The organism is Brevibacterium aurantiacum (genome assembly GCF_007558825.1).
GTDB lineage: Bacteria > Actinomycetota > Actinomycetes > Actinomycetales > Brevibacteriaceae > Brevibacterium > Brevibacterium aurantiacum_A.
In genome coordinates this window covers 89,461-102,900 of sequence record NZ_VLTK01000006.1, presented here as the reverse complement: position 1 = coordinate 102,900, position 13,440 = coordinate 89,461, and the positions used below count along the sequence as shown (strand labels likewise).

7 protein-coding genes are annotated in these 13,440 nt (G+C 62.0%); 3 read left to right on the top strand and 4 right to left on the bottom strand.

The genetic code is table 11. From position 1 onward, the window contains the following. Window positions 1-176 precede the first annotated feature (176 nt). From FO013_RS11780 to FO013_RS11765, 4 genes are read right to left on the bottom strand one after another with little or no spacing between them, the layout of a single operon-like run. Complete coding sequence (locus FO013_RS11780; RefSeq protein ID WP_143922735.1) at window positions 177-2,642, bottom strand: protein kinase family protein; 2,466 nt, start codon at window positions 2,640-2,642, stop codon at window positions 177-179. Window positions 2,643-2,678: 36 nt separating this feature from the next. Continuing rightward, window positions 2,679-4,292: a murein biosynthesis integral membrane protein MurJ gene (murJ, locus tag FO013_RS11775; protein WP_143922734.1), complete on the bottom strand. Its 1,614-nt coding sequence runs from the start codon at window positions 4,290-4,292 to the stop codon at window positions 2,679-2,681. Window positions 4,293-4,295: 3 nt separating this feature from the next. Further along, window positions 4,296-6,626 carry a DUF6049 family protein gene (locus tag FO013_RS11770; RefSeq protein WP_143922733.1) on the bottom strand — a complete coding sequence of 777 codons (2,331 nt, stop codon included), beginning with the start codon at window positions 6,624-6,626 and terminating at the stop codon, window positions 4,296-4,298. After that, a complete protein-coding gene (locus tag FO013_RS11765; RefSeq protein ID WP_143922732.1) occupies window positions 6,623-7,111 on the bottom strand; it encodes an NUDIX domain-containing protein in 489 nt (162 codons plus the stop codon). Before FO013_RS11765 ends, FO013_RS11770 begins: the two co-directional genes overlap by 4 nt. A 119-nt stretch (window positions 7,112-7,230) precedes the next feature. Here FO013_RS11765 and FO013_RS11760 point away from each other — a divergent pair, with 119 nt between their 5' ends. The 3 genes from FO013_RS11760 to FO013_RS11750 all read left to right on the top strand — a co-directional run bounded on the left by FO013_RS11760 (window position 7,231) and on the right by FO013_RS11750 (window position 13,405). Then, complete coding sequence (locus tag FO013_RS11760; RefSeq protein WP_143922731.1) at window positions 7,231-8,733, top strand: CCA tRNA nucleotidyltransferase; 1,503 nt, start codon at window positions 7,231-7,233, stop codon at window positions 8,731-8,733. A gap of 116 nt (window positions 8,734-8,849) precedes the next feature. Further along, complete coding sequence (locus tag FO013_RS11755) at window positions 8,850-10,556, top strand: AMP-binding protein (protein ID WP_143922730.1); 1,707 nt, start codon at window positions 8,850-8,852, stop codon at window positions 10,554-10,556. A 386-nt stretch (window positions 10,557-10,942) separates the two neighbouring features. Continuing rightward, complete coding sequence (locus FO013_RS11750) at window positions 10,943-13,405, top strand: transglycosylase domain-containing protein (RefSeq protein ID WP_143922729.1); 2,463 nt, start codon at window positions 10,943-10,945, stop codon at window positions 13,403-13,405. Window positions 13,406-13,440: the final 35 nt, after the last annotated feature.

Below are 13,440 nucleotides of genomic sequence, written 5' to 3'. Positions count from 1 at the left end.
TCAGAGTCCCGCTCGATCGCGGCACGGATTGACTATCGTACGCATAACGGTACGGCGGTTGCGACTATTCCGCATCTGGCCTCAAGCGATGCACGCCGCATCTCCCAGACCCGGTGTCGATCCCTCAGGCGGACGTCTGCCAGGGTCAGCAAGGACCGTGAGCCTGGAACGGGCTCTTATTTGAAGTCGACGGTGTTGATGATGGCACGGAAGCCGCCATCGTCTTGAGGAAGCTCGGTCACCCAGAGAATCAGGTTGTCCGTCTCAACGTCATCATCGAGTTTGATGGTGACGCCGTCCGAGTCGAATTCGCCCTCGCCGACCTTCTTTGCATCGTCAGGATCGGAACCATTGCGAATCTCGAAGGACCCGCCCGAGTTCGAGGACTTGACCTTGACTTCCTTCACCGTCGTCTTGTCTTCGAGTTCGAAGTGCAGTCCGACGCCGGACTTCAGGTTGCCGAACGATGCCGAATTGTAGCGGTCGGTCCGCCATGACCCGTCCGTATTGGGGACGACGTCTTCGGCCTCGTCGTCGTTCTCCTCATCGTCACCCTCGGGGTCCAACGCCTTGACCTTATCGATCTTCGGAGGATCTGCCTTGGGTTCCTCTGTCTTCTTATCCTTGCCGTCCTCAGTCTTGGCTGGGGCGGAGGTCTCGGCTACCGTTTCAGGCTCGTCGTCGCCGGAAGTGAAGTTGAAGACCGCAATCGAGATCACGATGGCTGCGATGACCACCAGCGCAAGGACCAACCAGGCGAACGGCTTTCGCGAACTCGACGGGTCACCATCCGGGTCCCCGCCATTGTCGGCAGATCCACCGCCTGCCGCCGCGCCGGCAGCTGAACCGCCAGCAGCCGCAGCGCCGGATGCGCCGACACCCGCACCACCTGTCGTTGCCCCAGCAGAAGCCGACTTGGGTGTGGTTGAATTCTTCTTCTTGCCCCCGGAGCCAGCGGACTTGGAAGCTCCAGCTGCCCCGACGGCGGCAGCCCCCGCGACGCCGGCAGCTCCGGCTGATGCAGCTCCAGAATCGTCGTCCGACTTCTGCTCGGGCGAGACTGCGGCAACGGGCGCGGTTGGACGAGACGAATCGGTTGGTGACTCATCGACAGCAGTGGGCGAAAGCCTGCGCACCTGTTTGGGTGGCGTTGCGGCGTTCGCCTCTTGTCGTTTGGATGTCGAGGCCGCCTCGAGCGCGGCGATGCGCCGGCGTGCTTCGTCTTCCTTGGCCTTGGCGATGCGTCGTTCGCGTTCGTACTCGCGCAGCTGATGCTCGCGCTGCTGCTCATGAGTCTCGAACATTCCGCCGAGGAACCACGACCCATCGTCCTCGTCATCCATGATGACGCGGGTATCGTTATCGTCCTCGACCTCGTCAACGCCGTCCTCGGACACCACGTCGAGGGCCTGGGTGTCGGGGTCCGAATCCTGGGCGTCACGATTCATGATCGGAGACGTCAGATTCTCGTCATATTCATGGTCGGCGTATGCGGAGTACTCCGAATAGGTCTGTTCAGGCTCCCACTCCTCCCAGTCCTGGGTGGCGTTATCGAGCTGATCCTTGCCGATCGGGAAGCTCGAGGCCTCACGCATCTGCATACGGTCGGCATACTGCCCCGTCGTCTTGCCGACGACTCCCACAGCCAGTCCGCGAGTTCCCGGACGGGTGATGCCGATGCGAACCAGAGCCGCTTTGACCTGGTCGTCGCTGGCTGTGTTCGCAGTGGACGTACCCATCGACGTTGATCGTGGTGCGGGTAGGCTCGTCGCCTCGTCGAAGCTGCGCGGCGACTGGTTGAAGACACTGTCGTTGTCGAGTACCGGAGTACGGTTGACGTAGCGCAGAAGCTCGGCATCCCACTCGTCCAGGTAGCCCAGCACCTCAGCTACGGAGCCAGGGCCTGGATCGGTCCCAGTGAGGATGCCGCTGACGAAGTCATCGAGTTCATTGGAGATCTCGGGATTGAGGCTCTTGGCCCTCGCAATGCGGGAATTCTCGCGCCCTGCTGCGGGTATGCCGTTGAATGGCTCATCGGTGGGCCAGTAGCCGGTGATGGCGGCGTAGAAAAGCCGGATGAGACCCAGGGCATCCTCTCGAGATGCCTTCGTCGGTGTGTAGTCCTCGGGGCGGATGACTCCCGTGCCCAGGGCCAGAGCGGCATCGATGCCGATGCCGGAGACCAGGACGGTGCCCTTAGTCGTGATGCCCACCGTGTTCGGACGCAGGAACATGTGGAACAGGCCGCGTCGGGCAGCCGTGACGAGAACTGTTCCGATCTCGCCGATGAGAGCGCGGGCGGCATCGATGGGAAGCGGTGACTTGGGCAGGATCTCGCTGAGTGAGGTGACGGCAATGCGCTTGGACACGACATAGTCGAGTCCGTTCGAATGACCGACATCCAAGGTCGGGGCAATGCGATGATCGCCGAGGATGGAGACCCGTCGCGCTGCTTCGAGAACATCCGTGGACCCGTCGGCATCGGCGACGTGGATGAGGACGGGTTCATCGAGAATGGCGTCGAGGGCCGTGCACACGGCTCCCGCCTGTGGATTGTCCTCGAGCCACCGACGATCGACCGTTGATACGACGTAACGACCAGCAACTACCATGCCGGGTTCGATATCGATCAGGGTGACCACCTCCAGAGGGGCTTCAATAGGGCTTCGATGCGCAGGCTATCTCCTTAGTTTTCCAGCAACCACGCCAATAATCGAATGCAACTCTCTGACTTTCAGCAAATAACATGCTCCCAGGAAGATGACAAGCATGACCGTGCCGACGCCAGCGGCGGAGACGAATGCCTGCCACCTGCCGGACAATGCGAAGTCCGGGAAGAAGAAGAGCAGTCCGTAACCGGCCAATCCGGCAAGCAACGCTGCTACGAAGAACTTCACATGGGCGCCGAGGATTGTGCGAAGATCAATCCCGCCCAGGCGCTTCGACAGGAGCGCGAATGAGAGGATCATGGCGAACAGGTAGCCAAGACTCATCGTCAGACCGATGATGGCGACCGTGACCGATTTCGGGAAGATCGATGCAGAGAGCACGGCCAAGGACTGGAAGATCACCTGCGGGAGCTGGATGAGGAACGGTGTCTTCGCGTCCTCATAGGCGTAGAAGACCCTCTGCGCCAGGTAGTTGGCGCTGAAGGGGATGAGGCCGAACACCATCGTGATGATCACGAGTCCCACGGCCATTGCCTGTTCGCGGCCATCGCCGGCGATGATCATCGCCACAGGCGACGCGAGGACGACGAGAGCAGCGACAGCGAACGAATTCACAAATCCGACCATGCGTATGCCCATGGAGAAGTCACCGACGACAGCCTTGGTGTCATTGTTCGCGGCATCCCTGCTCAGCGAGGTGAAGAGTGCCGTGGCAAGCGACACCGCGATGAGTGAGTGCGGGAGCATGAAGACCAGGTAGCCGTTTGTGTAGGCGGCGTTCGAGGCATTGCCCTCTCCCGGGACCGAGGCGCCCGCGGCGACGCGGGAAATGACCAGGAATCCGATCTGACCGATGAGCATCGCGGCGAAGGTCCAGAATGCCACCTTGCCGGCGGTGCCGAGGCCGACACCACGGAAACCGAATGTCGGCCTGTACTTGAAGCCGATGCGTTTGAGCGGCCAGATCAGGATCAGAGCCTGAGCGGCGACACCCAGTGTGGCTGATCCGCCTATAAGGGCGATCTTGTCCGGAGTCCAGGTGCTCAGATGATGAGGGGAAGCATTGTTCGTGCCGAAGACAAGGATGAAGACGAGGAGTCCCACAATGGCGACGACATTGTTGAGCACTGGTGCCCACATATATGGACCGAACGAGGACTTCGCGTTGAGCACCTGGCCCAAGAGCGTGTAGAGACCGTAGAAGAACAGCTGCGGCAGGCACCAGAATGCGAAGGCCGTGGCCAGGGCCATCTGATCCGGCCCCCACCCGGAGGAGTAGAGCCACACGAGGACCGGAGCGGCGATTGTGGCAACGATGCTGACCACTGCAAGGATCATGAATGCCAGGGTCAGCAGACGGTTCGTATAGTCCTCGCCTCCGTCCTTGCGCTTCGACGCGCGGACCAGCTGCGGGACGAGGACGGCGTTGACCACGCCGCCGGCCAGCAGCATATACAAGGTGTTGGGCACCTTGTTGGCGACATCGAAGGCGTCCGCCTGGACTGCAGTGATTCCAATCGCCGTCGCGAGCAGTGAGGCCTTGACCAGGCCCAGCACACGCGAAGTCAGTGTGCCTGCGGTCATAATGGCCGAGGATCTGGCTAACGATGAGAAACTGGACACGCGTTACCTCGTTTCCGATTCGTCGTTGTGCGCGCGGGCCATCGCATCGGCCAGCTGCTGTTCGGGGATCTTCCTGCGTCCGCGGGAGATCGTCTTGATCAAGCCGATCACGAACACGGCGGCCAGTGCCAATCCGACTACGGCCGTACCGATGTTCTCCCAGTCGGCGCGCACCCTGACGAGCAGTGTCTCGTTCTTCGGCAGGACGACGTCATCGGTGGCGACCATCTCGATCGTCGTCGGGACGTCTGCGTTGGCCAGACCCTCGACGGGAACGTCGACGCGCATGGTCTCCTGGGAGGGCACGACGACTGTCTCGGTGGGCTCGGCCCGCAGCTGGGGGGTCTTCGGCTTCATCCGGATGCTCATGCTCGCCTCGGCGGGCGAATCGTTGACGATCGTCACCGGGATGGTCGTCTCCTCACCGGTGACCAGCAGCACCGAGGAGCCCTTCTCGAGGTAGAGGCTGTTCCTCACCTTCTCACTCGAAGCCTGGGCATCGTCGGCGCAGCTCTTCGCACTGCCCTCCAGGGTCCACGCGACCGAGGTGCAGCTGAGCAGCTCACGGTCCAGCCGTGTATTCGCACTCGCCGGGTCGGAGAACACACTGTTGAACTTCTTCTGCGTCGCCCGGGTCTCTGCGAGGCTGTGCACTGCCTTGGTTCCGATCGCCTTCGGATCCGCTCCTGACTGCAGCAGCCCGCGGGGCACAGGGTCGGTGTCGAGGAGATCATCGATGCCGGACGGATCGACCCAGGGAGCGTCCGCGACGGACTTGACCGTACCCTCCCAGTTCGCCGAGGCTGCCGTGCGAGGCATCGGCAAGAGCAGATGTCGTGTCCGGTAGGGGGACTCTGCTTGGATCGCGGCGGTTGTCGCGACCAGTTCTGAGATGCCCGAAGCGGGATGATCGGAACCGATGATCTTGGCGCTCTGCTGCGCCAGAGCCGTATCGGTGATCAGAGTGTCGATCGATGACTGTGCATCGGCGGTGATGCGAGTCTTCGAGTGGGCGTCGTCGTGGACCCCTGCCAGAGATGGCTGCTGGTTGTTGCTGAGGATCACGGTCTGATCACCGGCCTTGGCGAAGTCAGCGAGATGCTCGCGCTGTGCGGAGCCGGCGACTGGCCAGGCGATGTCGGTCTTGGCCTTCGGCAGGACATCCTTGACGATCTGTCTCTGTTTCTGCGCGAACTTGCCCAGACTCTCCAGGTCACTGTCCACCAGCGACGCCTGGTCGGGGTCGCCATAGGGCAGAGCGATGACGGTGTGCGACTCCGCTTCGGCAAGGAAGTCCTGATACCAGGTGTCGAGGCGCTTGCGCTGGTCTTCCTGGGCCTCCGACTCGTCGCCGCCCTCGTCATCGGAATTCGCGCCGGGTTCGGTGTCCTGGGCATCTGGTCCTGTGGTTGCCGTTTCCGTGCCCTGCGGGGAGGGCGTTTCAGACTCCTCGGGATCTGATCCGTCATCTTCGGGCGGTGGTTCGGCTACAGCCGATTCGAAGGAGGCGATGATCCGGGGGTCGAGGGCGATTCCCACTCCGGGAGTGTCGAGAACGTTCATGATCGACGTCAGAGAGCCGCCCTTGCCGATCGCCTTGTCGAGGACGTCGGGGGCGATGATGCCGTCCGAGGTATGAGCCGGAATCGTCACCGGAGCGAGCATGCTGATCTTGGTCTTGTCGAACTTCGGGCTCGGGTACCAGGTGGAGAAGCCGACTTCGGAGGCGAGTCGCCCGGTGGCATCGCCGAGTTGCACGCTCAGTCCACGCGGGCCCCAGTTCGAGACCGGAGAGGACTTCTGCAGTCCGAGATCATCTGCGGGGACGGAGATCGTGAATTCTGCGGAGGACCCGGCCGCGATCTCATCCTCGAACGTGGTGTCCACCGCAGTCATCGGGTCGGAGTCTCCGTTCGAGCCCTCTTCGGCCTTCTTGCGGGCGTCGGGACCGTTGTTCTCGAGGTCGGCGATGCTGCGGTTCTGGGACTGGTCGGTCTTCCAGCTCTCGATCTTACGTCCGGAATCGAGCTTCTGCATCGACATCGCCAGATGCAGATCAGGATCGGAGATCGCCTCATCCGTGGGGTTCGTGATCGTGCCGCGCACCTTGAGTGTGCCCTTTGCGTCGACCCAGGGCGTCACCTCGTCGAGGGTGATGGCGACTTCGGAGCCACCGGACTTGCCTCCGTTCGCCGAGGTGCCATCGGCGGCGGTCGAACCGGCGGCAACCGCCGGACTCGATCCCATGAGTGGGACGACGAAAACTGACCCTGCGAGCAGAAGGACTGTGCTCAGCAGGGCGAGGAGGAAACGCATATGGCTGATGGGTTTCACTGCTCCAATCGGGCGACCATCGGACGGGCGGCGGCAACGATGCGACGCTCATTGGCGAATGAGAGCCGGGAGCGCAGATCGTTGAACGGAATCCACGCAGCGTCGATCGCTTCCTGGTCAGGATCATTATCCACGGTCAACGTCCCAGACCGTGCACGCAACAGGAAGTGGTGGACGAGTTTATGGATGCGGATTCCGGTCACGGTGAACCAGTAGTCGACGGTGCCCAGGGGGCAGACTATCTGCCCGAGGATGCCTGTCTCCTCTTCGACCTCACGGCGAGCCGCCTCGGCGGGGGTCTCAATTCCTTCGAGGTGACCCTTGGGAAGGCACCATTCGATCCGTCCTGCCCGGTTGATCCGCGCGATCACGGCCACGGACAGTTCCGGGCGTGTGAAGTCGACGACGATGCCCCCGGCGGATATCTCCTCTACCGTGGTGCGACGAGACGCTCTGGGTCCCGGCTTGGGCATCGGTGTGGTCATTCTCCTACCTTAGTAGGCGATTCTTGGAAGTGTCGTTGGGCGCGCTCCGGGTAGGCTGGACTCGGCTGTAGATGAGCCGTCTCCGATCGGAACGGCACGGTAGAACACGAAGGAGCTCGGTGGACCCGAAGACCGCGCACGCCCGTCTGTACGACAAGCTCGATGAGCTCGAGAACATTCTCGGGCCCCTGGGCAAGCGCTTCGCCGCGGCCGGATTCGAACTCGCGCTCGTCGGAGGCTCCGTTCGCGATGCACTGCTGGGCCGTCCGATGCCCGATCTCGACTTCACCACGGATGCGCGTCCCGACGACATCCTCTCCCTCATCTCCGACTGGGTCGACACACATTGGGACATCGGTCGGGAATTCGGCACCATCGGCGCGATCAAGTCCGGTGTGCAGATCGAGATCACGACCTACCGCGCCGAGGCCTATGACCCGGATTCGCGCAAACCCACGGTGAAGTTTGGTACAGATCTCGACGCTGACCTGGTCCGACGCGATTTCACAATCGGTGCGATGGCGATTCGTCTACCAGCAATGACATTCGTCGACCCGTTCGAGGGCTTCACCGACCTCGTCGAGGGTGTCATCCGCACCCCGGGAACGGCCGCGGATTCGTTCTCCGATGATCCGCTGCGCATGATGCGCGCCGCGCGTTTCACGGCTCAGCTGGGTCTCGATCCCGTCGCCGAGGTGGAAGCGGCGATGCGTGACATGGCCGATCGGATTGCGATCATCTCCGCCGAACGCATCCAGGTGGAGTTGTTCAAACTGATGACCGGTCTCGACCCGGCCGCGGGCATCGATCTGCTGGTGCGCACCGATGTCGCCGATCACGTCCTGCCCGAAGTCACAGGTCTGCGGCTGGAGACCGATGAACATCACCGCCACAAGGACGTCTATCAGCACTCACTGACCGTGCTGCGCCAGGCTGTGGAACTCGAAGAGCAGTATGCGGCCAAACAGCGCGAAGCCGGGTTGAGCTCTGATGATCCCAACCACCTCGTCGTGCCCGATTTCACCGTCCGCTTCGCGGCGCTCATGCACGATGTGGGCAAACCTGCGACACGCAGATTCCTACCCGGTGGGGCTGTCACCTTCTATCACCATGATGCCGTCGGCGCGAAGCTGACCGCGAAGCGGATGAAGGCGCTGCGCTTCGACAAGGACACCACGAAAGCCGTTGGCCGTCTGGTCGAACTGCATCTGCGCTTCTACGGCTACGGTGACGCCGGGTGGACCGATTCTGCGGTGCGGCGCTATGTCACCGACGCCGGCCCGCTGCTCTCGCGACTGCACATCCTCACCCGCGCGGACGTGACCACGCGGAACAAGAAGAAGGCCGATCGGCTCGCATTCGCCTACGACGACCTTGAGCACCGGATCGAGAAGCTCAGCGAGCAGGAGGAGCTCGCCGCGATCCGCCCCGACCTCGACGGTCGGCAGATCATGGCCATCCTCGACATCAAACCCTCGCCGCTGGTGGGCAAGGCCTACAAACATCTTCTCGAGCAGCGGATGGAGCACGGCCCGCTGGGACCTGAACGCGCCGAAGAGGTTCTGCGTCAGTGGTGGGCCGAGAACGGGCCCGCGGAAGTTGAGCCCGGAGAGCAGTCCTAGGCTCCACCCACCCCCGCCTGTTGTCGTCCTCACACCAACTGATAACTTCGTAATTCGCGTATGTTTGTGCGTGTCGTCACATGGTGTGGCGCAGGCGACGATGTGAGGAGATCCTGATGACTGTGACCGATGAGTTCCGTGCAGCCAGAGACAAGCTGATCGAGTTGCGCAGCGATGCCGCGGCGGCCGGTGACGGCTTCGAATGGCCGCGGTTCGATCACTTCAACTTCGGCATCGACTGGTTCGACAAGGTCGCCGAGGGCAACGACAGCCCAGCCCTGTGGATCGTCGAGCAGGACGGGTCGGAGGGCAAGTGGAGCTACGCGGAGCTCTCCCGTCGTTCGAACCAGGTTGCCAACTTCCTCCGCCGCTCAGGTGTGAAGCGCGGCGACCACGTCATGATCATGCTCAACAACCAGGTCGAGCTGTGGGAGACCATGCTCGCCGGCATCAAGCTCGGCGCGGTCCTACTGCCCACGACCACCCAGTTGGGTCCCATCGACCTCAATGATCGTGTCGATCGCGGCAAGGCCGAGTTCGTCATCGCCGGACCTGAGGATGCTGCGAAGTTCGACGATGTCGACGCAGAGGTGGTGCGCATCGTCGTCGGTGACGATGCGAAGCGCCAGCAGGACTACAGCTACGTCGACGCCGACGATGAAGACTCACGCTTCGACCCGCAGGGCACCTCGCGCGCTGATGACCTGCTCCTCCTCTACTTCACCTCGGGCACGACCTCGAAGGCGAAGATGGTCGCCCATTCCCACGTGTCCTACCCCGTCGGCCACCTGTCCACGATGTACTGGATGGGGCTGAGGCCCGGCGACGTCCACCTCAATGTCGCCTCGCCCGGCTGGGCCAAGCACGCCTGGTCGAATATCTTCACTCCCTGGATCGCCGAATCCTGTGTCTTCCTCTACAACTACTCGCGCTTCGACGCGAATGCCCTGATGGAGACCATGGACCGGGTCGGCGTGACCAGCTTCTGCGCTCCTCCGACGGTGTGGCGCATGCTCATCCAGGCAGACCTCAGCCATCTCAAGACGCCGCCGAAGATCGCCCTGGGTGCCGGCGAGCCCCTCAACCCGGAGGTTATCGACCGGGTCAAGCAGGAATGGGATGTGCTCATCCGCGACGGCTACGGCCAGACGGAGACTACCCTGCAGGTCGGCAACTCCCCTGATCAGGAGCTCAAATACGGCTCCATGGGCAAGGTGCTCCCCGGCTATGACGTGGTCCTCATCGATCCCGCGACCGGTGAAGAGGGCAATGAGGGCGAGATCTGCCTCCGTCTCGACCCGCGCCCTTTGGGATTGACCAGCGGATACTGGTCCAATGAGGAGAAGACCGCTGAAGCCTTCGAAGGCGGCGTCTATCACACCGGTGACGTGGCCGAACGCGACGAGAACGGCTACATCACCTATGTCGGGCGCGCCGACGACGTCTTCAAGGCCAGTGACTATCGACTCTCGCCGTTCGAGCTTGAGAGCGTGCTCATCGAGCACGAGGCCGTCGCCGAGGCGGCTGTGGTCCCCTCGCCGGATCCTGTCCGTCTCGCTGTTCCCAAGGCCTATGTCGTCGTGGCGGGTGGTTTCGAACCCAATGCGGACACCGCTCGGGAGATCCTCGCCTACTGCCGTGAGCACCTGGCCCCATATAAGCGCATCCGTCGGCTCGAGTTCTCCGAGCTGCCGAAGACCATCTCCGGCAAGATCCGCCGTGTCGAACTTCGTGCACGTGAAGACCAGCTGCATCCGTTCAGCGGTGAGCCGGCCGTCGAAGGCAGGGAGTACGCAGACACGGACTTCGACCTCAAGGGCTGACCGCCCTCGGCGATTTTTGAGGGCGAATCTGCTCGGAAAGTATTCGTCGGCCCCCTACTCTCACAGAGCAGTTGGGCTCGGGAGTGCACAGTTCTATGCACAATGATGGGCCGACAGGCGGCTGATAGTTGAAAAAATAGCTAAATGTGAGCAATTCGCCACTTGGTGTGGTCGATACCTGGGTGTGACAGTAAAATCCCTGGTGAGAGTGGACATACGACTCTACTCATATGTGCTGGAAAGTAACAACTGGGGTGACTGGGCGCTGGATTCAGGGGATTTTCATCCCGTTCCAAAGAAGGCGTGCCAGACTGAAGCTCAAGTGTGACCTTATCGAACCTCGTCGCCACGCAATGCGGCAGGCCAACTGACCTGGAGGACCTTGGGTGGCTAAGGGACAAAGACAAGCCAAAACCAGAGGCAAGAAGACGAAGAATATTCTCAACTATCCGCGCTCAGGCGTGCACGGATGGACGCGTTTTCTGCCCAGCATCCGGCTGCTCGTCGTCGGCGGACTCAGCATCGTCATTCTCTTGTGCGTGCTGTTCTCGATCGGATATGCGACCACAGACGTCCCCGAACCCAATCAAGAGGCCACAGGTCAGACCTCGACCATCTACTACAACGATGGCAAGACACCCATCGGGCAGTACAAGGTCGAGGACCGGAAGTCGGTCAGAATCGATGAGATCTCCGAGCCGATGCAGAAGGCGGCGGTCGCTGCGGAAGATACCTCGTTCTACGAGAATCGCGGAATCTCCATCAAGGGACTCTCCCGCGCAGTCGTCGGTGTGGCGACCAATCAGTACGCCGGTGGTGGATCGACCATCACGCAGCAGTACGTGAAGAACTTCTACCTCACGAACGAGCACTCCTTCGATCGCAAGATCAAGGAGATGTTCATCTCGCTGAAGATCGATCAGCAGCAGAGCAAGGACGACATCCTTGCCAACTACCTCAACACCATCTACCTCGGACGCCGGTCCTACGGCATCGAGGTTGCCAGCCAGAACTACTTCGATAAGTCGGCGAAGGACCTCGACGTCAGCGAGTCGGCATTGCTGGCAGCGATGATCCAGCGCCCAGGAGCCGCCGATCCATCGGACAACCCCGAGGTCTACCAGGATCGTTTCGACTACGTCGTGAAGTCGATGGTTGATGAGGGCTTCATCACTGAGGAGCAGGCAGCCAAGATCGAGATGCCGAAGGTGAAGAAGCAGAACAAAGAATCTTCACTGTCCGGCCAAAAGGGCTACATGTGGGACTTCGTCCGCCGTGAGGCCCTGCGCAAGCTCGACATCACCGAGGCGCAGCTCGACCGTGGTGGCTATAACATCACGACCACCTTCGACGAGGACCGGATGAAGCAGGCCGAGAAGGCCATCAAGAACCTGCCGTCCGATCAGCCGGAGGGTCTGCAGACGGGCTTGGTCTCGATCAATCCGGACAACGGAGGAATCGAGGCCTTCTACGGCGGTAAGAACTACCTCGATCAGGCTTTCAACGCTTCGACACAGAGCCATGTACAGGCCGGTTCGACCTTCAAGCCCTTCGCCTTGGTGGCTGGGCTTGAGAACGGTGTACGACTCACCGACACCTACCCGGGTGCGAGTCCGACGACCCTGAACAACGACGGCACTCCATGGGAGCTGTCGAACTTCGGCAATACGAGCTACGGACCCGTGAGTCTGCTCAAGGCCACTCAGTCCTCGATCAATACGGCCTATGCCGCGCTCAATGTCCAGGTCGGCCCGGACAAGACCGTTGACGTGGCACAGCGAGCGGGCCTGAGCGGCAACTGCACGGACAAGGAGATGGAGTCCGGTGACACGGGCGGATGCTCCATCGGACTCACACCTAACCCCTCGAACGTGCTCGGAACGCCAAGCGTGAAGCCGATCGACATGGCCTCGGCCTACGCGACCTTCGCAGCCAACGGTGTCCACCATGACACGCACACGATCAAGGAAGTCACCCAGGGGGCCGACGACACGGAGGTCTACAAGGGCGAGGCGAAGGGCAAGCGCGTCTTCGACAAGGCGGTGGGAGCTGAGACCTCGTTCGCTCTGCAGCAGGTCATCAACGGCGGCTCGGGCAGCTATGCCCAGCAGCTCGGACGACCAGCAGCGGGCAAGACCGGTACGACGAACAACAACACGGCGGCCTGGTTCTCGGGCTACACCCCGAATCTTGCGACATCAGTGGTCCTCTACCGTGAGGTCGACGGCAAGCAGATGTCGATCGGCTCCTACGGCGGCCGCGGCGAGGTCACGGGCGGATCGTTCCCGGTTCAAGTGTGGACTGAGTACATGCAGGACGCGCTCCAGGGAACCAAGGTCGAACAGTTCCCCGAGCGCGGAGAACTGCCGGACAAGCCGAAGCCTAAGAACACCAACGCTCCGGCGGTTCCGAAACCCGAACCGAAGGCGCCTGAACCCGAGGCCCCGAGCGGCAGCGATGGCGGCGACGGGTCCGACGAGAAGGCCCCAGTCGACGAGCCGAGCGAGAAGCCGAAGGACGACGAAGACAAGGATAAAGATAAGGACGCCGACGGTTCGAAGGACTCGGAGGACGACGGCAAGGACTCCAAGGACTCGAAAGACGGCCGCGAGGATAATGGCTCGTCTAAGGATGCCGAGGGCGGATCGAACGATGGCGACACCGGAGACACTGGAGGCGGTGGCGATACCGGCGGCGGTGGTGACACCGGAGGCGGTGGCGATACCGGGGGTGGAGGTGACACCGGCGGCGGTGGCAATAACGGCGGTGGCGACACCGGCGGCGGCGGCGATGCCACCGGCGGCGGCGCTCTAGATGCTGACGGTGACGACGCCGGACTCGGAGGCTGACAACAGCCTTCGGCCCTCGGGCCGGTAGCCTCTAG

What these genes read in the sequence shown, in the direction of transcription:
- FO013_RS11765 (WP_143922732.1), bottom strand. Translation starts at nt 7,111, where the DNA reads ATGACCACACCGATGCCCAAGCCGGGACCCAGAGCGTCTCGTCGCACC.
- FO013_RS11755 (WP_143922730.1), top strand. Translation starts at nt 8,850, where the DNA reads ATGACTGTGACCGATGAGTTCCGTGCAGCCAGAGACAAGCTGATCGAG.